The sequence below is a fragment of the Rickettsia senegalensis genome (assembly GCF_056135685.1).
This window is the reverse complement of the sequence record NZ_JBVYTQ010000001.1, coordinates 1,144,297-1,167,156: the sequence shown is the minus strand read 5'-3', so window position 1 is coordinate 1,167,156 and position 22,860 is coordinate 1,144,297. Positions and strand designations below refer to the sequence as shown.

Below are 22,860 nucleotides of genomic sequence, written 5' to 3'. Positions count from 1 at the left end.
GATTTAATCTTACATTTAGTAAAATTAAGATAATATTAAATGGAGGATTAGAGATGAATCTAAATCAAAAAATAATAAAGCCAAAAATAGGATTACTAGAATTAGCTAGGAGTCTTGGTAGTATATCGTCAGCATATAAAGCTATGGGTTACAGTAGAGACAGTTATTATAGGTTTAAAGAGTTATATGAAACAGGAGGAGAAGAAGCATTATATGAGATTAGTCGGAAGAAGCCAATTATAGCGAATAGAGTTGATCCTGCCGTAGAGAGAGCAGTATTAGATATGGCAATAGAATACCCCGCTTATGGTCAGCTGCGAGTATCAAATGAGCTTAAAAAGACTGGTATTCTTGTATCACCTGGAGGAGTTAGATCTATTTGGCTACGTAATGATTTAAATAATATCAATAAAAGACTTAAAGCATTAGAAGCCAAAATGGCTCAGGATGGTATTGTTCTTACCGAAGCTCAGTTACAAGTATTAGAGAAACGGCGTAGCGAGAAAGAAGCTCATGGTGAGATTGATACACAGCATCCAGGTTATCTAGGATGCCAAGACACATATTATGTAGGTAATTTTAAAGGCATAGGCAAGGTATATTCTCAAGTGTTTATTGATAGTTACACTCGGGTTGCAGAGGCTAAACTATATACTGATAAAACAGCACTTACCGCTGCTGACATGCTTAATGATAGAGTGTTACCATGGTATGAGAGTCAGCAAATACCAGTACTTCGTATTTTAACTGATAGAGGTGGTGAGTATAAAGGTAATATAGAACATCATGCTTTTGAATTGTTCTTAAGCATTGAGGGTATTGAGCATACTACTACTAAAGCATATTCTCCTCAAACAAATGGTATGTGTGAACGTTTTAATAAAACTATGAAACAAGAATTCTTTGATACTGCTATGCGTAAAAAGATCTATACTGATCTTGATGATCTACAACTAGATCTTGATATTTGGCTAGAATATTATAATAATGAAAGACCGCATTCCGGTAAATATTGCTATGGAAAAACACCTATGCAGACTTTTATGGATAGTAAAAAGTTAGCTGTTGAAAAGAATAACGAAATCTTATATCTTGAATACTCATCTGACAGTCATAACTTATCAGACATTCAGATATAATTTTTATAATGTCTGTAAGATTAAATCTTGACTTCTACATCATCAAAGGTCAAGGGTTGAATCGTTTATGTTTAGGTTGAAGCGAACGTTTGGCTTTAACTTACAACAAAAAACAGAGAAAGGAAGAAAAAACGAAGTAATTACTAAGATAAATATATTAAATGAAATGATTGCCCTTGGGAAAGCTCAATATAGCTTTTAGAATTATATAAAATTTAATTATTTTTATACTCTAAGCGCTATATTGACTTTTTTTAATCTCCACGCAACAACGCCTTGCGAGGAGGGACATAGTCCCGACATGGCAATCTTGTCAAACATTCTGAGATTGCGGACGTACAAAATTTTCAATTTTTCCTCGCAATGACGGAAACCGATTCATGCAGGCAACGCTTACCATAATATATAATTCCATGATTCTTAAAAACTTATCTTTACTAATAATATTATTCTTTTCAATATCAGCTTTTTCTGCTGCTACTAACCTAAAAAATATTCCTATTACTGTTGTTGCTCCGGCAACAGGTGCTGATAATAAGACTTTATCGGATTTAAAAAATATTAATGGATTAAATTTAAAAATTCCTTCTAAATGTTTTGCTAAAGGTAAGCTACCCTTTCTTGCAAGTAGCGATGAAGTAAGATTTAATTGCCTGCGGGATATATTATTTGATGAGTCTGATAATGTAGTATGGAGTTTACGAGGCGGTTATGGTTCTGCTAGAATAATTCCCGATTTACTAAAGCTATCAAAACCAAATAAAGAGAAATTCTTTATAGGATATAGCGATATAACGGTTTTACATCTTTTTCTATCACAAGAATGGGGATGGAAAACTATTCACGGCAGTAATATAGCCGACTTATTAAAAACTGATAAAGATCAAAGTAATTTTACCAAGCTTGCTGAAATATTAAAAGGTAAGGTAAAGCAGGTTACTATAAATAATTTGAGTCCGCTTAATGATATAGCAAAATCAAGTGATCTTGTTAACGGTAAACTAACAGGCGGTAACTTAACTATGGTGCAAACTAGTATAGGAACGAATTGGCAAATAAAGACTAAAGGCAAAATTCTTTTTTTAGAAGATGTGAATGTAGCTCCTTTTAGATTAGATCGTGAGCTTATACACTTAAAGCAAGCAGGGCTACTTAAGGATGTTAAGGCTATAATATTTGGTTCATTCGGTAAAGATCTTGACGCCACAATGTTGGTGCTTCGTAATTTTGCAGATAATTTAAATATCCCGGTATTTAAAACAAATAGATTCGGTCATGCCAAAATTAACGATCCGATTATTTATAATACGGATAGCAAGATTATCATGGGGAAGAATAAAGGATTTAAGTTAGTGATGGGGTTGTAAATGTTATGTTATCCCCGTGGCTTGACTACCACTACGTCATTGCGAGCGACCGTAGGGAGCGTGGCAATCTCAGGACTTCGGCCACGAGATTGCTTCGTCAATTGCTATGCAATTTCCTCGCAATGACGGCTGTTATAATTAACTCTGCCTAATCAAATGCAAATAATCATTATATTTTGATAAATTCAAATCATAAGCAAAAGACTTATTTGTAATGTAATATTCAAGTAATTTTACGAGTCCTGCTTTATATCTATTTAAAGTTTCAATTCTTAAAGCTATTTCTGTTGTTTGTATATAAGGTTCGGTACTGGTTATTTTCACATAAGCAATGGTATAGTCAATTGATTTAGGCTTGCTGACGATGTTACTCGTCGTCTCGCCTATTATTATAGGCTCTACCCTCGGTGCCTTGTATCCAAGCCCAACTGAATTGACTATAGTATTTTCATTTTTAATATTAAATCCGTTTTCTAGCAACATTAAACTTTCGATAATAAGTTGCGGAGAGAGTCCAAGCTCTATTTCTTTCTTAGTCGGAATAGTACCGGTTTTATAATCTAGTATAGTTATATGGTTTGATTTACTTATTTCAATTCGGTCAGCTATACCGATTATTTTTATATCTTGACCTGCAATATTTAGCCGTAATTCCCCTTTAGTCTCAAAATAGATTTCTTTGCAATTTTTTCGGCGTTCTATATCAAATAAAATAAAAGCTTTGCTGAAAGCCGTGAGTTTTATTTGCCAAGTTTTTTTTGTGTAGTTTGGTAAAATAGTGCCATATAAAATATGATTGCCGATATTTATTAAAGAATTTTGTTTATCAAGCAAGTTTAAATTAATAAATTGTTTGTCGTAATTTTTAGAATACTCCTCTAAAACTTTATGAATAAAATTACCGAAATCCGATATTTTAGGCTCTTCCCATATATTATCTTTTTTACGTAGTCCAAGGATTTTCTTAGCATAAAACCCGTATGGGTTTCTTATTAATGTTTCTATGTCGGTTACTGATAAGACGGATGGGAAAGAGTGGCTATGTGCTGTAGACTCGTCCCCTATGTCATCCTTCCTTATGTCATTCCAGCAACGGCGGGAATCCATGTCTGGGTGGATTCCTGCTTCCGCAGGAATGACATAAGGGACGACAGGAATGACATCCTGTAATTTCAAAAATAAATTACACGGCACTGACAACTTACCATCATATTTTTTAGCGTTTAGTATAATTACTTGTTTATTTTGTAGAAATAAATTGAAGTAATCTGAATATAGAGTAGAGGCGATTTCCTCATAATCTATATTTAGTATCTGCAAGGCTTTCTTGCTAAGCCATGGGTGAGATTTAGCGGTAGGTGTCCAGTTTTCACCATTAAAATGCGGTAATATAATTAAGTCGAATGTACATAATGCTAAATCTTCAGGTCGTCCTATAATAATACTAGCAGAGTCAGTATTATTATAATATTTGATATTAGAGAGTAAAAAAGAAAAAATTTTAGGAAAATCTTTTTTATCCATTGAATTTATATATTTGCTATATGCAGTTAAATTTGTTAAAAACTCAACTAGTTCTGCTGCTCCTTCTTTTTCCCAAATAGTAGGTAAAAGTTTTTCAGCTATTTCTTTAGTTAAGGTCAGAATATCTAGTATATTATGCGGGTTATCGGTAAATAAAATATCTATTAAGTTACGGCAATATTCTTTTGTATCCTCGTTATCAAATTGTAATTGCAATAAATATTTAGGCGAGGATATAAAGCGGTTTTTATTAGATAGTATCATCTCTAACTTTTGTACGGCAGAGCAGTTAATTAAAGGATTTTTAAGTAATAAAAATAGGAGTTTTAAATCAAAATTATTACATAATATTTTAATAATGGAAGTTAGTAATTCCCCTATATTAGTAAGCCTTAAGTCATTACCTAGTAGATCTTCGTATCTGTCTAAAAAATTACAATATACTCTTTTAAGCTTATCATTATCCGTAACGATTGCTATTCGTTTATCTTTATTACGGCTACATATATAAGCTATTGCTACCGCCTCTTCATAAATGTCATTAGGTTCATAATAAGATATACCATCGCTAATCTGCTTGGAGGCTGGATTATAGTGAATTATGCAATTCTTTAATTCTTCTTCAAATCTTTTAAAAAAAATATTAGGCTTGAACATTCCGGCAAGTATTACCTGCTTATTCCTATTCTTTATTCTGATTATTTCTTCTTGTAATAGCTTTAATTTATGGATTGCTTTGGTTTGTTTTTGAGTAAGCGATATTTCTTCTTGCCATCTTAAAAAGCAATATTCTAGAAATTTATAAATCTTTTGCCAATAGTTAGAATTGTGATAGACTTCAATTAATTTTATATCGATATTATTGATTATAAGATCATTAAACAATTTTCTTAGAATTTCTGCAGCTTTTAATGATTCATTATTATTAAATTGTAAGTCTTTATATTCTGTAATTATTTTTGATATAATAAAAAGTTCTTCTATTTTAGATATATAATCCGAATCGGTTTTTTTTGAAATAAGAGAATTAAAAGGAATAATTATAGGTAATTTAATTTTATATTTATCGGTTAAAATTTTCTTTAATTCTAGGCATGAGAAATTATTAGGCAATATTATGTGAACTTCTGTACCTTTCTCTAATTTATCAATGATACACTCAGCAAAACTTTTCAAAAAAGAATAATCAGCAGTCATAAATAATGTTTTTTACGATAATATAGCAGATCCAAGGTCTGAAACAAATCTTATTTAAAACGATAATATAGTACAATAAATAATATTTGCTTATTAGTTTCTTATTAAGTATCTTAAAATATATTAATTTAAATTTTATAAATAAGGTATCATATGAAAATTTTTATTATATTATTTACTATTATAGTCTCTATAACATCACGAGCTTATGCTAATAATTTAAACACACATATAGCTTATTGTGATAATATACAAGTAGAACAACAAGAAGATTTGATAATACAAAAATTGGTTAAACTATTTGCGACTGAAATGAATTGTATTATTAGCGGCTGTTTACAACAATGGGATGTGCAAGATAATCGAGTAAAATATTCAATTGCTTGGCAAGAACAATGTGGACCTGTAATTTATGGTCAGTATCAACTGGGAGACAATGGTAGAGGTTCTACTTTCGTATGTGAACGCTCTAAAAATTCCGTATGTTTTTGACCGCTTGGATATGAATATAATAAAGCGTTTGTAATATGTTCATCTAATTATGTTGAAAACTAATATTTACTTACTAACTTTTACGAGTTCTTTAAATAATTCTAAATCTACTCCATTATCGTTAAGATATTCAGGATGCCATTGAACGCCGATAACAAATTTATGTTTCGTTGATTCAATGGCTTCAATTATACCATCTTCTGCTTTTGCAGATACGATAAGGTCATTACCAAGTTGTTTAGCAGCTTGGTGATGAGTCGAATTAACCATAGTTTGTAGCTGATTATTAGCTATTTTAGCAAGTTTAGTATTTGCTTCTATATTAATTGCATGCGAAACTATGTTTTTAGGCGAAGGTTGTGTATGATTAATGACAGTTTCAATATAATCAGGAATATGTTTAATAAGCGTACCTTTAAAAATAACGTTTAATAGCTGCATACCTCGGCATATTCCTAAAATCGGAATCTCTCTCTCTAATGCTTTCTTTAAAACTAATATCTCAAAATTATCACGTTCTTCATTAGAAATTACTACATCTTCGGCGCATTCCGGCTCATAAAATTTAGGATGTATGTCCTCATCACCGCCTGGAATTACAACACCGTCCACAAGTTCCATAAGCTGATTTATTGTATCAGTTTGATAAGGTAATAATAGAGGTACACCACCGGCTGCAATAATAGCATCGGTATAGTTTCTTCGCAAGGCGTACCATGGAAAAGCAGCGTAAGTATATTTTTCACAATTTTGAGCTAAATCAGGTGTAACACCTATTATCGGTTTCTTTTTCATTTTGTTATCGTTTTATTATTTTTCTGTCAGCTATATTGTTTATAAAAGTCCCGTCATTGCGAGCCAGCATTCATGCTGGCGTGGTAATCTCAGGAGTTTTTTAAATTATCTTATGAGATTGCCGCGTCGTTGCTAACGCAACCCCTCGTAATGACGACTTGGCATCCGCACAGCAAAGCCACTATTACCCCTCAATATGTGGTGGTGTTTCAAAAGTATGGAATGGCGGTGGTGAGGTAAGCGTCCACTCAAGCGTATCAGCTCCAATACCCCAAGGATTATTTGGGCAATTGTTGCCGTATTTTAGCGTATAGAAAACGATAAATACAAAATAAAGAGCAGCAAACATAGAGACGCCTGCTCCTATCGATGAAACCATATTCCAACCTGCGAAAGCTTCAGGGTAGTCTGGTATTCTTCTTGGCATACCCGCAAGCCCTAAAAAGTGCTGTGGGAAGAAAGTTAAATTAACACCTATAAATGTAATCCAAAAATGGATTTTTCCTAAAATTTCCGGATATTGTTTACCGGATATTTTGCCGAGCCAGTAATAAAATCCTGCAAATGCCGTAAATAAAGCACCGAGCGACATCGTATAATGGAAATGTGCCACAACATAATATGTATCATGCAGTACCCTATCAAGTGCTGAATTTGATAGGATTATGCCGGTTACGCCGCCAATCGTGAATAATATGATAAACCCTATTGAAAATAGCATAGGAGTCGGGAATGTAATCGAGCCACCCCACATAGTCGCTATCCAACTAAATATTTTAATGCCCGTCGGAACTGCTATAATCATTGTTCCGGCAGTGAAATATATAAGTGCATTATAAGAAAGACCAACAGTAAACATATGGTGAGCCCATACGATAAACCCGACGAATCCGATTATTACCATAGCTCCGACCATACCTTGATAACCGAATATAGGTTTGCGTGAAAAAGTCGAGATAACCTGACTTACTATACCAAAGCCTGGAAGTATTACGATATATACTTCAGGATGACCGAAAAACCAAAATAGATGCTGAAATAATACAGGATCACCGCCGCCGTCCGGTTTAAAGAAATTAGTTCCAAAGTTACGGTCGGTAAGTAGCATAGTTATAGCTCCGCCAAGTACTGGCATGGCTAAGATTATAAGGAATGCAGTTACTAATATAGACCAAACAAATAATGGCATCTTGAAAAGCCCCATACCCGGAGCTCTCATATTAAAGATAGTAACAATTAAGTTAATTGATCCGAGGATTGACGATAGACCGGTTAAATGTAAGCTGAAAATAGCCATATCAACGGCTGCTCCCGGGTGACCGCTCAAATTACTTAAAGGAGGGTAGAGCGTCCAGCCCGTTCCAGGACCGCCGTCAACAAAAGCAGAGCCCATAAGTAGGATAAAAGCAGGAACTAACAGCCAAAAACTGATATTGTTAAGGCGTGGAAATGCCATATCGGGAGCCCCTATTAACAGAGGTACGAAATAGTTACCAAAACCACCGAACAAAGCCGGCATAATCATAAAGAATACCATAATAACCGCATGTGCCGTGATAAGCACATTATATAGCTGGAAATCATGATTTAAGAAAGTGCCGCCAGGCATTGCAAGCTCTAACCTAAAGAGAAGAGAAAATGACCCTCCGACAATTCCGGCAAAAACGGCAAATATGATATACATAATGCCGATATCTTTATGATTGGTAGAAAAAAGCCATCGCCTCCAGCCGTGCGTGGTATAGTGGTCATCGTGATTTATGTTGTTAGTAGTTATAGCCTGAGTCATAAATTATCCTGAATTTTGCTAGCTAATGCTATTCTGATTGTGTATTAGGTTTGAGGTACCTAGAATGACTTGTTTTATAAAAGTGATGTATCTTTTCAATATAATTACAAAAATCCTTATTTTCTTTAGCTAAACGGTTTGCCGTATTCCAATCTACTTCCGGTCGTTCTTTTGCTGGAATTCTAATATAGCTTTCTAAAGGTTTATCTATATTAAGTTCAATAACACCAACCCCATGTAAGTCACATAATATATTTAATTCTTTTTTTGTATTGTCACCACGAATTTCCGTGATAACTAAATATCCTAAATTAGCCCAAGAAGAATTACTAACAGTTTGAAAAAACATTTGACGAACATTGGCTTGGTTAATTACCGTTTTCACTTCATACGATGATAGCTTGGTTTTTTTGTCAAAATATTCTTTTACACAATCCTTGATTTCATCGTTCCAATCGGCACTTAAATCTTCTACTCCAACAATATCGGGATATAACCATTTATTACCGTCGGGTCCACGTCCATTGGTTGAACGTTTTTCATTAATTCGATAATTATATATGTTGAATTCCGAATGCAAAAATTCAGATAATTTACTATATAAATCTTTTTCTTTTAACTTGGGAGAAGAGCCGGAAGCATTAAATGTTGCGATCTGCTCAATTTCTTCTATATCGGTTTTTTCGGTATAGTAATATTTACGTGGTCGTCCCTCTATTGTTTTGATTTGAGGGTGTTTCTTCTGTAAGATTTGTCTAATTGATGCAATCTCAGCTGCAATTTGTTTAATCAAAGCCTTATCATCTGTTAATAATACTTTTTTTGCTTTACTTCTTTGTCGCTTTTCCTCGCATTGTTTAGGATAATCTTTAAAAATTCCTTTTGCAAGTTCGTCAGATGTAAATTTTTCATCAGAATGCTTTTGTAAAAACTCAGGAATAACTTTTGGTAGATTTAATGTCATAAATGTTTACTATTATTCATTTAGCTAACCTGTTTTAATTTTTCGATATCTGCTCCAACAATTGCCGGAATATCCCGAGTGATTTTATCATAATCCCAGTCCCTCCATTTAATTTCAAGTAATTGCTCAATTATCTCCTCAGGAAATCTATAGCGTACTATCTTTGCAGGATTACCGACAACAATACTATACGGCGGTACATCTTTAGCTACTACTGAGCAAGCACCGATAATTGCTCCGTCACCTACATTAACTCCGGGCAAAATAGTAGAGTTTGTACCAAACCATACATCATTTCCTATAATTGTGTCTCTGCTTTTGTCAGGTGAAGGCGTATAATTATTCCAATTTTCAAAAATAAAAAAAGAATAAGTAGAAAATCCACCCATAGGATGATTCATATCATCGGTTATAAAACTAGTACCCATAGCAATAGCACAAAATTTCCCTATAATCAATTTAACAAAATAAGCTCCTCTAACATTTTCATATTCAAATTTCTCAGGATGATTAGCGTCATTGTAATATGTAGAAGTCAAGATTTAATCTTACAGACATTATAAAAATTATATCTGAATGTCTGATAAGTTATGACTGTCAGATGAGTATTCAAGATATAAGATTTCGTTATTCTTTTCAACAGCTAACTTTTTACTATCCATAAAAGTCTGCATAGGTGTTTTTCCATAGCAATATTTACCGGAATGCGGTCTTTCATTATTATAATATTCTAGCCAAATATCAAGATCTAGTTGTAGATCATCAAGATCAGTATAGATCTTTTTACGCATAGCAGTATCAAAGAATTCTTGTTTCATAGTTTTATTAAAACGTTCACACATACCATTTGTTTGAGGAGAATATGCTTTAGTAGTAGTATGCTCAATACCCTCAATGCTTAAGAACAATTCAAAAGCATGATGTTCTATATTACCTTTATACTCACCACCTCTATCAGTTAAAATACGAAGTACTGGTATTTGCTGACTCTCATACCATGGTAACACTCTATCATTAAGCATGTCAGCAGCGGTAAGTGCTGTTTTATCAGTATATAGTTTAGCCTCTGCAACCCGAGTGTAACTATCAATAAACACTTGAGAATATACCTTGCCTATGCCTTTAAAATTACCTACATAATATGTGTCTTGGCATCCTAGATAACCTGGATGCTGTGTATCAATCTCACCATGAGCTTCTTTCTCGCTACGCCGTTTCTCTAATACTTGTAACTGAGCTTCGGTAAGAACAATACCATCCTGAGCCATTTTGGCTTCTAATGCTTTAAGTCTTTTATTGATATTATTTAAATCATTACGTAGCCAAATAGATCTAACTCCTCCAGGTGATACAAGAATACCAGTCTTTTTAAGCTCATTTGATACTCGCAGCTGACCATAAGCGGGGTATTCTATTGCCATATCTAATACTGCTCTCTCTACGGCAGGATCAACTCTATTCGCTATAATTGGCTTCTTCCGACTAATCTCATATAATGCTTCTTCTCCTCCTGTTTCATATAACTCTTTAAACCTATAATAACTGTCTCTACTGTAACCCATAGCTTTATATGCTGACGATATACTACCAAGACTCCTAGCTAATTCTAGTAATCCTATTTTTGGCTTTATTATTTTTTGATTTAGATTCATCTCTAATCCTCCATTTAATATTATCTTAATTTTACTAAATGTAAGATTAAATCTCAACTATTACATGGATAAAATGTTTTAAAAATATCGTTTCTTTTGCTTGTTTAGGAAAAAGATGTGGATAAGGGTTATTGTGGTTGGTCATATCTAAAAATGTCCGTAAAATTTCTAAATAATAATTAGTTAGCCGCTAATTTTGGATTCTCGCCATTCATGACCGTCTTGTTCTTGCTTGCAATCCAGTTATCAAAATCTTCTTTGTTTACTACTTCTATAGCAATCGGCATGAAGCCGTGATTGATGCCGCAAAGCTCCGAGCATTGTCCGTAATATACACCTTTCTTGGCAACTCTTGTCCATGTTTCATTGATTCTTCCAGGCACTGCATCTATTTTAAACCCAAGTGACGGAACGGCAAAACTATGTATTACGTCACCTGCGGTAATGAGAAACCTTACGGTAGCATTTTCAGGTATAACAATTCGATTATCAACGTCTAATAATCTTTTTTGGTCAGGTTTTAAATTCTCATCAGAGATCATTACGCTATCAAATTCTAAATTATCATGATCAGGATATATATAATGCCAATACCATTGATAACCTACTACTTTAATAGTTAAATCCGTTTCGGGTATTTTTTCGACATGACGCACTATTCTAAAAGACGGCACTGCAATAATAACTAAAATTATAATAGGGATTACAGTCCAAATTATTTCTATTAAAACATTATGTGAAAATTTTGCCGGTACTGGATTATTTTTTGCATTAAATCTGATACATACAAAGCCAAGTAATCCGGCAACGAATAAAACAATAGCTGTTGAGATATAAAGCAGAAAATTATGAAAATGATGTAATTCCTCCATAATCGGACTTGCCGGCGGCTGGAACGTTACCTGCCAAGGTAACGGCTCGGAGGCAAAGCAAATATTGCTAAAAATCAATAAACTAATAAAAGTAATAGACATTTTCCCAAACTTCGCTTCTAGAGGTAATTTAGATGTCGAGCCTAGACTCGCATCCTCACGTATGTTTATATACGCTGCGGTGGCAAGCGCTTCCGTGTCTCCTTTAAATTCCTCTTTATAAGCTGGTTTAAAAAGATGTCTAATAATATTTTTCATAGCACATATAAAGTTATTTCTATATATAATATAAATGTATATACAGTTTTATTAAAGTAAAAATCGATAAATTTTTGTAAAAACTACATATTTTTAATAATATTTGAGCTAGAAAGTGTTCCTATATTAGGATGTTGCAGTAAGTCAACAACTTCTATTACTTTCGCATTTATTAATTTTGCTTGAATTTGTTTATTTATTAACTGAGGATCGTGCTTTGTTACAGCGATTACAGCAGGACAAATATTTTGTACTAATCGGGCGTAATCATTAAAATCTTTTAGTTTAGGTAATATAAATACTTTATCAACAAACGTGAAAGAACTTAAAATTTTTGCTCGTTGTAATTGATTATGTATAGGTTGACGTTTTTTATATTTAATAATTGTTTCGTCAGGCTCTAAAGCGACTATTAAGTATTTACCTTGTTTTTTAGCTTTGCGTAGAAATTCTATATGACCGTAATGTAATAAATCAAAACAACCGCCTACTAGAACTATTTCACTATTTATAGGGCAGTTTTTATTTAAAGAAATATTCTCATAATATTCTATTTTGGACGGTTTGACAGCATTATAGTTAGATGAGCAGGACATAAGATTTATAACAATTAATAGAAATAGGAAAAGTCTAGGCATAATCTTTCTCTATATAAGTTAATGAAAATTAACTGTAGAAGTCAAGATTTAATCTTACAGACATTATAAAAATTATATCTGAATGTCTGATAAGTTATGACTGTCAGATGAGTATTCAAGATATAAGATTTCGTTATTCTTTTCAACAGCTAACTTTTTACTATCCATAAAAGTCTGCATAGGTGTTTTTCCATAGCAATATTTACCGGAATGCGGTCTTTCATTATTATAATATTCTAGCCAAATATCAAGATCTAGTTGTAGATCATCAAGATCAGTATAGATCTTTTTACGCATAGCAGTATCAAAGAATTCTTGTTTCATAGTTTTATTAAAACGTTCACACATACCATTTGTTTGAGGAGAATATGCTTTAGTAGTAGTATGCTCAATACCCTCAATGCTTAAGAACAATTCAAAAGCATGATGTTCTATATTACCTTTATACTCACCACCTCTATCAGTTAAAATACGAAGTACTGGTATTTGCTGACTCTCATACCATGGTAACACTCTATCATTAAGCATGTCAGCAGCGGTAAGTGCTGTTTTATCAGTATATAGTTTAGCCTCTGCAACCCGAGTGTAACTATCAATAAACACTTGAGAATATACCTTGCCTATGCCTTTAAAATTACCTACATAATATGTGTCTTGGCATCCTAGATAACCTGGATGCTGTGTATCAATCTCACCATGAGCTTCTTTCTCGCTACGCCGTTTCTCTAATACTTGTAACTGAGCTTCGGTAAGAACAATACCATCCTGAGCCATTTTGGCTTCTAATGCTTTAAGTCTTTTATTGATATTATTTAAATCATTACGTAGCCAAATAGATCTAACTCCTCCAGGTGATACAAGAATACCAGTCTTTTTAAGCTCATTTGATACTCGCAGCTGACCATAAGCAGGGTATTCTATTGCCATATCTAATACTGCTCTCTCTACGGCAGGATCAACTCTATTCGCTATAATTGGCTTCTTCCGACTAATCTCATATAATGCTTCTTCTCCTCCTGTTTCATATAACTCTTTAAACCTATAATAACTGTCTCTACTGTAACCCATAGCTTTACATGCTGACGATATACTACCAAGACTCCTAGCTAATTCTAGTAATCCTATTTTTGGCTTTATTATTTTTTGATTTAGATTCATCTCTAATCCTCCATTTAATATTATCTTAATTTTACTAAATGTAAGATTAAATCTCAACTATTACAAATTAACTTATATAAAAAATTTAATTTCAAACAATAAAAAACTAATAAAACAGAAATAAAACAAAATTTTATAATTTTCTATTGTAATTTGTTTATATATAGTTCATATTATTATTAGTAATGAAAAATTGATTCAAATAATCTTCAGAGCAATTTTAATGAATGATACCGCACTATCTTATGATTTTAATGACATATTACCATCATCTTTTATTAGTGCACGTCTCAGGAAAATTCTCACCTCTTTCTCCTTATTATTATTTATAGCATTAGTTGTTTTTGTCTCTTTTGCCGTTAATAATTATGTTAACGACACTTTATCCATAACTTTAGTACAACCTGATAGTAATGAAGAAGAAACAATTTCATTTAAAGAAGTAGTAGTAAAAAAAGGCGATACTATAAAGTCAATTTTGATAGAACAACATATCCCTAAAAATGAAATAGAAAAAATTGTAAGTTTAATAAAAGAAGGAAAATTATCTTCTGCTCTTAAAATTGGGCAGCAAATTACTTTTGAATATGAAACAAAAATTACCGAAAACGAAGATGAAGATTTAACTTCAGAGGTAACATTCTTAAATAAAATCGTTATAATTATCGATAAGTTAAAAACTATTGAAGTAATTAGAGAAGGTGATAATTTCAAAGTTGCAGAAATTATAGTACCTTTAACTAAGAAAGTTGCTAAATCATCAGTAAGTATTGAATCAAATTTTATGTCAGCCCTTAAAAAACTGGGTTTATCGAATAATAGTATAATAGAGCTGATTAATGCTTACGCTTATCAAATCGATTTTCAGCGTCAAATAAAAAGCGGCGATACTGCAACCGTAATAACGGAAAAATACGTAACGGAAGACGGTAAATTTTCCCATCACGGTAAAATCCTTTATGTTTCATTAAATCTTTCAGGAAAGGAATATAATATATATCGCTATTCGTATGATAATAAGGCAAATAATCAGGTGTTTTTTTCCGAAGACGGTAAGAGCGTAAAGAGAAGCTTACTTAAAACTCCGTTAAAGGTTATAAAAGTTTCTTCACATTACGGTAATAGAAAGCATCCAATACTAGGTTATACTAAACTTCATAAGGGAGTTGATTTTGCAGCTCCAACCGGTACGCCGATATATTCCGCAGGAAACGGAGTTATAACAGAGATAGGTTGGAAGTCGGGTTATGGAAAATTTATTCAGGTAAAACATAGTGGTACGCTATCTACTGCTTATGCCCATGCTTCAAATTTTGCAAAAAATTTAAAAGTGGGAAGCATAGTAAAACAGGGGCAGGTTATAGCATATGTCGGAAGTACCGGCAGAGCTACAGGCCCACATTTGCATTATGAAGTTAAAATTGACGGCAAACATGTTAATCCTATGTCGGTTAAAACAACACCGGGTGTAGAATTAAACGGAAAAAATTTAGAGAAGTTTAAACAATTTAAAAAAGAAATAAAAACTTTAAATATTAAGCTTGATAAGGAATTGCAAGATGATAAAGCAGTCGTGGTTTCTTTGTAAAGAAATCGTCATTGCAGAGAGCGAAGAGCGTTGCTGCATGGCCCAAAAAACCTGCTCGATGTCATTCCCGCGAAAGCGGGAATCCAGAGTAAAGCGAGATAAATCGAGCTTTAAAAAAGCCTTTTAAAAATCTTTAAAGTACTGGATTCCCGCCTATGCGGGAATGACATAAATGAGCCATGCAACAAAGCCGGAGCAAAGCATTGTTGCAATCTCGTGCCAAAATCCTGAGATTGCTTCGTCGAAACTTGCAGTTTCTTCGCACAATGACGATTTGCGTAACCAGTCCCATACATTTAATATTTCATAAACATCTATGTTCTTACTCCTAAAAAAACTATATATAACACTGGCTCGTAGTAGTCGTATAATAATAACATTAGTAATTATTGATCAGTTAAGTAAATGGTGGTTTATTGATAATTTAAGATGGAAGCCGGGCTTAATGCTTAAGGTTACTTCTTTCTTAAATATGGTTTATACTTGGAATTACGGTATTAGTTTTGGTTTAATGCGTGAATATTATCAATATAGCAATGCTATTTTTTTAATAACTAACACACTTATTGTCTGTTATTTATATTATCTGATGATACGTTCAAAAACAATAAGGAGTTTTGCAGGTTATAGCTTTGTAATCGGCGGAGCTGTTGGTAATCTAATTGATAGATTTTTTAGAGGAGCAGTTTTTGACTTCATCCATTTTCATTATCAGAATTATAGCTTCCCCGTATTTAATTTAGCTGATTGCTTTATTACAATAGGAGTAATTATCTTAATAGAAGATTATTATAGTACTAAAAAAGTTATTGAAGAAAAGGCTAAAGGGAATTATGATAATGCTCAAATTGAAGCTATGGCTGAAAAAATTCGTAATGCCGTTCATAACGGGGGCGATATAGTGAATTAACTTGGGCTAGGGACGGTTAATTTAAAAGCGAGACTGCACAGCGTATATATAATACGTGAGCACAGTCGAGGCTTGCAAAATTGATTGTTCCTAGTCCAAGTTAAAAACTATAAAATATAATTTTAATTAAAGGTGTATTAAGTGAAAAAGATTTTTTTATTAGTTACTGTCTTATTAATTACTTCTGCTTGTAGTAAAAAGTTAAAAGAAACTGTAGGTATATCAACAGCCGGACCTAATGAGTATCAAGTACAGCGTGCTAAAGCACTAGAAGTTCCGCCTCATTATTATTTGCCTGATCCCGGAAATAGTAAATCGACCTATAATAATATAAAAGGACAGGGTGAATTTAATGAAGGGGAACACGCTTTAATGCAGGATATGGATTAAGAATTGTTATTTTAACGTCATTGCGAGGAGAGACAAAGCCTCGACGTGGCAATCTCGAGAGTTTATATACTGTTTCATGAGATTGTCGCGCTCCTTTCAGTCGCTCGCAATGACGTTGTTCTTTCAAATTAACTCATGAATTCTCATACAAAACAAAAAATAGGTGTTTTTGGGCTTGGTAAAACCGGTATATCGGTTTATGAAGAGCTGCAAGGTAAATGTGACGTAATTGTTTATGATGATTTAAAAGTAAATAGAGATATATTTGAAGAATTATATACCAACAACTCAATTGCTGCTTTATCTGATTCAAGATGGCAAAATTTAGATAAAATTGTCTTAAGCCCTGGAATTCCTTTAACGCATAAGATAGTAGGTATTGCAAAAAATTTTAATATTCCAATCATTTCCGATATAGATTTATTATTTGAAAAATCAAAAAATTTAAACTTTATCGCCGTAACCGGTACAAACGGTAAAAGTACTACTACTTCTTTAATAAGTCATATCTTAAATAGTAATGGTTTAGACTATCCGGTTGCCGGTAATATTGGAGTTCCTGCTTTGCAAGCTAAAGCAAGTAAGGATGGATATATACTTGAATTGTCTTCTTTTCAGCTAGATCTAGTAAAAGCTTTTACAGCTAAAATAGCAGTACTTCTTAATATCACTCCCGACCATCTAGATAGACATCAAGACATGACCGGTTATATTGCAGCAAAATCTAAGATTTTTGATCGAATGGATAAAGATAGTTATGCAGTAATTAATATTGATAATGATTATTGTCGTGAAATGTTTATGCTATTACAGCAAGAGCAGCGTATAAAACTAATTCCTTTTTCTGTTACTAAAATCCTTAAAAAGGGTATATCAATAGTTGATGATACAATAGACTTCTTGCATAACGAAGCTAATAAGGAGGAATTCGTAGGAGACACGGAACGCAGAACCGCAGCGTATATAGACATACGTGAGGAATCGAGTACCGGATCGACGCACAAATTACCCTTAGAAGCAAGTTATGCAAGAAGTCTAATTAACGATAATGATATAAGTTATAAATTACCGTTCAATAAAAATTTGCAAGGAACTCATAATTGCGAGAATATAGCTGCAAGCTATGCAGTAGCCAAAATAATAGGGGTAGAGTCTAAAAAAATACTTGAGTCTATAAGTAGTTTTAAAAGTTTACCTCATAGAATGCAATATATCGGTAGTATAAATAATATAAGTTTTTATAATGATAGTAAAGCAACAAATGCCATATCTGCCGTGCAATCAATTAAAGCACTGGATAATATTTACTGGCTTGCGGGAGGAGTCCCTAAAGAGGGCGGTATTGAGGAAATAAAGCCTTATTTCAGTAAAATTAAGAAAGCTTATTTTTATGGTCAAGCTAAAGAAATATTTGCAAATACTGCTAAGAATATAGTATATTTTGTAATATGTGATAATCTTGAACAGGCTTTTGATCTTGCTTATAAGGATGCAGTAGGTGATAACGCGGAGGTGAAAAATATCTTGTTAGCACCTAGTTGTAGCTCATATGATCAGTTTAAAAATTTTGAAGAGCGTGGCGAGTTGTTTATGAAGTTATCCAAACGTCATTGCGAGGAAATTATATAATAATTGACAAAGCAATCTCAGGAGTTTGTTATTATTTTCATGAGATTGCCACGCAGTCTACGACTGCTCGCAATGACGAAAAGGACATATAATATGAATAACGAAATATCTAATAATTTTATAAAATTATGGTGGCGGAGTACCGATAGGCAAATAATAATTTCTTTAATTATCTTATTTGCTTTTAGTCTAATGCTTGTTACTACCTCAGGTTCGGCAGTAGCAAGTAGAATAGGGCTTGAAGAAAGTTATTTTGCATCTAGACAAATATTTTATTTAGCTGCCGCTTCAGGTCTTATATTATTATTTTCATGTCTTAATAAAAAATGGTTAAGGCGTTTTGCAATAGTTGGGTTTATTGCTAGTATAGTTTTATTAATAGCAGTTAAATTTTTTGGTTATGAAGTAAAAGGGGCAGTGCGATGGATTAATATTTTAGGTCTATCTATTCAACCTTCGGAATTTATCAAACCGTTTTTTGCGGTTGTTACAGGCTGGATATTATCGCTAAAATTTAATGATGATTTTCCAAGTTTTACGATTTGTGTAATACTTTATCCTATTGTTGCTATTCTCTTAATTATTCAGCCGGATTTTGGAATGCTTGTAATGATTACGGCAGTTTTCGGTATTCAGCTGTTTATTGCGGGTATGCCGATATTTTGGATTGTTCTAGCCGGTTTTTTAGGAATGATAGGAGTAACTATCGCTTATTTTTGGTTACCGCACGTCACGCAAAGAATTAATTCATTTTTAGATCCCGATAGTAGCGAGAATTATCAAGTTAGTAAGTCTCTTAAGGCTTTTGAGCATGGGGGGTTATATGGACGAGGTCCAGGGGAGGGAGCAGTAAAGCAGGTACTACCCGATTCGCATACGGATTTTATTTTTGCCGTAGCAGGTGAGGAATTTGGTGCTATTATTTGCCTTATTGTTATAGGTATATTTGCTTTTATAGTATTAAGAAGTCTTATTAAGTTATTAAATGAAACAGATAAATTTGTACAATTCGCTGCTAGCGGTATAATTGCACAATTAGGACTTCAGGCAATAATTAATATGGGCGTGACCTTGCATTTACTTCCTACTAAAGGTATGACATTACCGTTTATTAGTTACGGTGGTTCTTCAACGCTTGCAATAGCTATCGCTACCGGTATGCTTCTTGGCTTTACAAGACACCGAACTCCTTTAAATTCGTACAAAATTCGTAATATTGAAATATGAAAAAAATAATTTTAGTAGCAGGTGGCACGGGCGGGCATTTTTTTTCGGCTGTTGCTCTTGGAGAAGAATTAATCAAGCGTGGTTATGCAGTTCATTTTATTACTGATTTAAGATGCCAAAAATATATAAATCAGAATATGGGGTTAATTTTCCATATCTTAGATTTAAAACGCTCAGATAATATTTTTTTATTTTTACCAAACTTATCAATTGCGATCTTAAAAGCTATTAAATTATTATATAATACCAAATCTTCAGCTATTATAGGATTTGGTGGTTATCCTGTTATAGCTCCAATGTTTGCAGCATTTTTTTTAAGAGTACCGATTATAATTCATGAACAGAATTCTTACCTCGGAAAAGTTAATAAATTTTTTGCAAGCTTTGCTAAAAAGATAGCTATTTCTTATGAAGACGTAAAAAATTTAGCGGAATTTGCAAAAAGTAAAATAGTAGTTACCGGTGGGGTAGTTAGGGAGAATATTAGGGATATATGTCATTCCTGCGAAAGCAGGAATCTAGAAAAATTAAGCTTGGATTCCCGCTTTCGCGGGAATGACAAGCTTTTTACTATATTCATCTTTGGCGGTAGTCAAGGAGCTAAGCTATTTTCAGAGCTGATACCTGCAAGTATTCAAATTTTAATGCAAAAACAGCCAAATCTTAAATTAAATATAATCCAGCAAGCAGCATTAGATGATCAAGTAAAAATAAAAGATATATACTCGAAATTAAACATTAATTATGAATTTGCCAAATTCTTTGATAATATGGCATTAAAATATAAAGAAGCTGATTTAGTGATTTCAAGAGCAGGGGCATCTACTATAGAAGAATTGACCTATATAGGGTTGCCGGCAATTTTTATCCCACTGCCTAGTGCTGCGGATAATCATCAATATTACAATGCAAAATTGCTTGCAGATAAAAAAGCAGGATGGTGTTTAGAGCAGAATAGCATTTCTGCCGAGGAATTAGCAGATAAAATACTCGGTTTGATAAGTAATCCACAGATATTATATGATGCTTCACAAAATTTATTAAAAAGAAGAAAAGAAGGGCATAAGCTATTGAGTGATTTAATAGAAGAAGTGATTTAGGTTCTGTTTTTCCGTCATTGCGAGGAAAAACTGTAAGTTTTGACGAAGCAATCTCGTGCTAAAGTCCTGAGATTGCCACGCTCCTTTCAGTCGCTCGCAATGACGTGATGGGAAACATACAACAAGACCAAAAATACCTCAGAATAACAATAATTTAATTAAGCACATAGAGCTTTGGTGCTTTATCCTTGCAAAATTAGCTATTATTAGCTACGTTATAATAAAAGTTTTGGAATAATATAAATATATGTTAAAAAAAATTATAATATTATTTTTAGGAATGTTTTTACTTTCGGCTTGTACCGATAATTTTAGAAGCTATTTTCAAAGATCCGCAAATAATAGATTGGTTGATAGTAAAGGTGCTAAAGGCGGCAAAAGAAAACCTGTATATAATAATAAATATATTACTTTGGCTAAAAAGAATATAGTAGAAGATAATCTTGATGATGATAACGACGATGATGATGACTATGATAGCGATAATCCTTTAAGAGGAGAAAGAATCGATCCTGTAAAGAGAAATCGTGATATGTATCTTAAGATGATTAAAAGAGATATAGCAAGGCAAAAAGCAGAATCCGGCTTCACTGAATCCGATGATGATATGACTTTAAGTAGAGCAAATAAAAAGGTTAGAAAAGACGATAGCGATAAAGAAAAAAGGATGCAAGAGGAATTAAATCAGATAAAAGCAATGCTTAGAGAAACTAAGCGTGATATATCAAAATATACTTGTCCAAATGCTACGGTAAACCAAAATTATGCACCGCCCGTTACAAATTATGAACCTGTAAATTATCCACCGGCAAAAAATAGTAAGCCGTATAATAACAATTCTAAGGTAAAGCAAAAATTTATTCGTGAAGATGATGATAACGATAGTAATGCTTGTTCGATATAATATATGTTATTCCTGCTGTAATAGTTGAGATTTAATCTTACATTTAGTAAAATTAAGATAATATTAAATGGAGGATTAGAGATGAATCTAAATCAAAAAATAATAAAGCCAAAAATAGGATTACTAGAATTAGCTAGGAGTCTTGGTAGTATATCGTCAGCATATAAAGCTATGGGTTACAGTAGAGACAGTTATTATAGGTTTAAAGAGTTATATGAAACAGGAGGAGAAGAAGCATTATATGAGATTAGTCGGAAGAAGCCAATTATAGCGAATAGAGTTGATCCTGCCGTAGAGAGAGCAGTATTAGATATGGCAATAGAATACCCCGCTTATGGTCAGCTGCGAGTATCAAATGAGCTTAAAAAGACTGGTATTCTTGTATCACCTGGAGGAGTTAGACCTATTTGGCTACGTAATGATTTAAATAATATCAATAAAAGACTTAAAGCATTAGAAGCCAAAATGGCTCAGGATGGTATTGTTCTTACCGAAGCTCAGTTACAAGTATTAGAGAAACGGCGTAGCGAGAAAGAAGCTCATGGTGAGATTGATACACAGCATCCAGGTTATCTAGGATGCCAAGACACATATTATGTAGGTAATTTTAAAGGCATAGGCAAGGTATATTCTCAAGTGTTTATTGATAGTTACACTCGGGTTGCAGAGGCTAAACTATATACTGATAAAACAGCACTTACCGCTGCTGACATGCTTAATGATAGAGTGTTACCATGGTATGAGAGTCAGCAAATACCAGTACTTCGTATTTTAACTGATAGAGGTGGTGAGTATAAAGGTAATATAGAACATCATGCTTTTGAATTGTTCTTAAGCATTGAGGGTATTGAGCATACTACTACTAAAGCATATTCTCCTCAAACAAATGGTATGTGTGAACGTTTTAATAAAACTATGAAACAAGAATTCTTTGATACTGCTATGCGTAAAAAGATCTATACTGATCTTGATGATCTACAACTAGATCTTGATATTTGGCTAGAATATTATAATAATGAAAGACCGCATTCCGGTAAATATTGCTATGGAAAAACACCTATGCAGACTTTTATGGATAGTAAAAAGTTAGCTGTTGAAAAGAATAACGAAATCTTATATCTTGAATACTCATCTGACAGTCATAACTTATCAGACATTCAGATATAATTTTTATAATGTCTGTAAGATTAAATCTTGACTTCTACAACTTATAACCGATAAACGTACCACTTTCTTGCTATACCCGCTTGCAAGGAAAGTTTTTTTA

General features: G+C 33.0%; 21 protein-coding genes and 2 pseudogenes. 12 read left to right on the top strand and 11 right to left on the bottom strand.

The genetic code is table 11. The features are described from left to right. Positions 1–53: 53 nt before the first annotated feature. The 3 genes from AC0ODJ_RS06395 to AC0ODJ_RS06385 all read left to right on the top strand — a co-directional run bounded on the left by AC0ODJ_RS06395 (position 54) and on the right by AC0ODJ_RS06385 (position 2,506). On the top strand, positions 54–1,139 hold the full coding sequence (locus AC0ODJ_RS06395) for an IS481 family transposase (RefSeq protein WP_121834048.1): 1,086 nt from the start codon (positions 54–56) through the stop codon (positions 1,137–1,139). 67 nt (positions 1,140–1,206) lie between these two features. Continuing rightward, positions 1,207–1,341, top strand: a complete 135-nt coding sequence (locus AC0ODJ_RS06390; RefSeq protein ID WP_474465039.1) for a hypothetical protein — start codon at positions 1,207–1,209, stop codon at positions 1,339–1,341. 211 nt (positions 1,342–1,552) lie between these two features. Beyond that, a complete protein-coding gene (locus AC0ODJ_RS06385) occupies positions 1,553–2,506 on the top strand; it encodes an LD-carboxypeptidase (RefSeq protein WP_218460407.1) in 954 nt (317 codons plus the stop codon). Positions 2,507–2,644: 138 nt separating this feature from the next. On the opposite strand, the gene AC0ODJ_RS06380 is transcribed toward AC0ODJ_RS06385, so the two are convergent. Continuing rightward, on the bottom strand, positions 2,645–5,227 hold the full coding sequence (locus tag AC0ODJ_RS06380) for a PD-(D/E)XK nuclease family protein (RefSeq protein WP_474465417.1): 2,583 nt from the start codon (positions 5,225–5,227) through the stop codon (positions 2,645–2,647). A gap of 153 nt (positions 5,228–5,380) precedes the next feature. Here AC0ODJ_RS06380 and AC0ODJ_RS06375 point away from each other — a divergent pair, with 153 nt between their 5' ends. Further along, positions 5,381–5,719 carry a hypothetical protein gene (locus AC0ODJ_RS06375; protein WP_256621228.1) on the top strand — a complete coding sequence of 113 codons (339 nt, stop codon included), beginning with the start codon at positions 5,381–5,383 and terminating at the stop codon, positions 5,717–5,719. Positions 5,720–5,785: 66 nt separating this feature from the next. Here the strand turns inward: AC0ODJ_RS06375 and AC0ODJ_RS06370 are convergent, their stop codons facing one another. The 10 genes and pseudogenes from AC0ODJ_RS06370 to AC0ODJ_RS06325 all read right to left on the bottom strand — a co-directional run bounded on the left by AC0ODJ_RS06370 (position 5,786) and on the right by AC0ODJ_RS06325 (position 13,845). After that, positions 5,786–6,514, bottom strand: coding sequence for a gamma-glutamyl-gamma-aminobutyrate hydrolase family protein (locus tag AC0ODJ_RS06370; RefSeq protein WP_218460405.1), 729 nt, complete (start codon positions 6,512–6,514; stop codon positions 5,786–5,788). Positions 6,515–6,698: 184 nt separating this feature from the next. Continuing rightward, complete coding sequence (gene ctaD / locus AC0ODJ_RS06365) at positions 6,699–8,303, bottom strand: cytochrome c oxidase subunit I (RefSeq protein WP_218460404.1); 1,605 nt, start codon at positions 8,301–8,303, stop codon at positions 6,699–6,701. A 28-nt stretch (positions 8,304–8,331) separates the two neighbouring features. Next, a complete protein-coding gene (locus AC0ODJ_RS06360; protein WP_218460403.1) occupies positions 8,332–9,267 on the bottom strand; it encodes a hypothetical protein in 936 nt (311 codons plus the stop codon). Between the two features lie 20 nt (positions 9,268–9,287). Then, the gene (locus AC0ODJ_RS06355; protein WP_371920400.1) at positions 9,288–9,656 is read right to left on the bottom strand and encodes a CatB-related O-acetyltransferase; all 369 of its coding nucleotides are present in this window, start codon (positions 9,654–9,656) and stop codon (positions 9,288–9,290) included. A gap of 21 nt (positions 9,657–9,677) precedes the next feature. Continuing rightward, positions 9,678–9,797, bottom strand: a pseudogene (locus AC0ODJ_RS06350) (acetyltransferase); the annotation flags it as partial. Between the two features lie 36 nt (positions 9,798–9,833). Continuing rightward, complete coding sequence (locus tag AC0ODJ_RS06345; RefSeq protein ID WP_121834048.1) at positions 9,834–10,919, bottom strand: IS481 family transposase; 1,086 nt, start codon at positions 10,917–10,919, stop codon at positions 9,834–9,836. 64 nt (positions 10,920–10,983) lie between these two features. Beyond that, positions 10,984–11,064, bottom strand: a pseudogene (locus AC0ODJ_RS06340) (acetyltransferase); the annotation flags it as partial. A gap of 34 nt (positions 11,065–11,098) precedes the next feature. Then, entirely contained in the window at positions 11,099–12,049 is a 951-nt protein-coding gene (gene coxB / locus AC0ODJ_RS06335; protein ID WP_218459795.1) for a cytochrome c oxidase subunit II, read from the bottom strand. A gap of 83 nt (positions 12,050–12,132) precedes the next feature. Continuing rightward, complete coding sequence (locus AC0ODJ_RS06330; RefSeq protein WP_474465411.1) at positions 12,133–12,645, bottom strand: FAD synthase family protein; 513 nt, start codon at positions 12,643–12,645, stop codon at positions 12,133–12,135. Between the two features lie 114 nt (positions 12,646–12,759). Continuing rightward, on the bottom strand, positions 12,760–13,845 hold the full coding sequence (locus AC0ODJ_RS06325; protein ID WP_127896995.1) for an IS481 family transposase: 1,086 nt from the start codon (positions 13,843–13,845) through the stop codon (positions 12,760–12,762). Positions 13,846–14,068: 223 nt separating this feature from the next. On the opposite strand from AC0ODJ_RS06325, the gene AC0ODJ_RS06320 reads away from it, so the two are divergent. The 8 genes from AC0ODJ_RS06320 (at position 14,069) to AC0ODJ_RS06285 (ending at position 22,760) form a co-directional block, all read left to right on the top strand. Further along, on the top strand, positions 14,069–15,433 hold the full coding sequence (locus tag AC0ODJ_RS06320) for a M23 family metallopeptidase (RefSeq protein WP_218461005.1): 1,365 nt from the start codon (positions 14,069–14,071) through the stop codon (positions 15,431–15,433). Between the two features lie 316 nt (positions 15,434–15,749). Then, positions 15,750–16,343 (top strand): signal peptidase II, encoded by a 594-nt coding sequence (gene lspA, locus AC0ODJ_RS06315; protein ID WP_218461004.1) that lies wholly within the window; start codon positions 15,750–15,752, stop codon positions 16,341–16,343. A gap of 141 nt (positions 16,344–16,484) precedes the next feature. Then, positions 16,485–16,733 (top strand): DUF3035 domain-containing protein, encoded by a 249-nt coding sequence (locus AC0ODJ_RS06310; protein ID WP_218461003.1) that lies wholly within the window; start codon positions 16,485–16,487, stop codon positions 16,731–16,733. Positions 16,734–16,868: 135 nt separating this feature from the next. After that, positions 16,869–18,362 carry a UDP-N-acetylmuramoyl-L-alanine--D-glutamate ligase gene (gene murD / locus AC0ODJ_RS06305; RefSeq protein WP_218461002.1) on the top strand — a complete coding sequence of 498 codons (1,494 nt, stop codon included), beginning with the start codon at positions 16,869–16,871 and terminating at the stop codon, positions 18,360–18,362. Positions 18,363–18,455: 93 nt separating this feature from the next. After that, positions 18,456–19,589, top strand: a complete 1,134-nt coding sequence (gene ftsW, locus AC0ODJ_RS06300) for a putative lipid II flippase FtsW (protein ID WP_474465406.1) — start codon at positions 18,456–18,458, stop codon at positions 19,587–19,589. Beyond that, positions 19,586–20,689 (top strand): undecaprenyldiphospho-muramoylpentapeptide beta-N-acetylglucosaminyltransferase, encoded by a 1,104-nt coding sequence (gene murG, locus AC0ODJ_RS06295; protein ID WP_218461000.1) that lies wholly within the window; start codon positions 19,586–19,588, stop codon positions 20,687–20,689. Before ftsW ends, murG begins: the two co-directional genes overlap by 4 nt. 247 nt (positions 20,690–20,936) lie before the next feature. Then, on the top strand, positions 20,937–21,593 hold the full coding sequence (locus tag AC0ODJ_RS06290; RefSeq protein WP_218460999.1) for a hypothetical protein: 657 nt from the start codon (positions 20,937–20,939) through the stop codon (positions 21,591–21,593). A gap of 81 nt (positions 21,594–21,674) precedes the next feature. Beyond that, complete coding sequence (locus AC0ODJ_RS06285) at positions 21,675–22,760, top strand: IS481 family transposase (protein WP_474465598.1); 1,086 nt, start codon at positions 21,675–21,677, stop codon at positions 22,758–22,760. Positions 22,761–22,860: the final 100 nt, after the last annotated feature.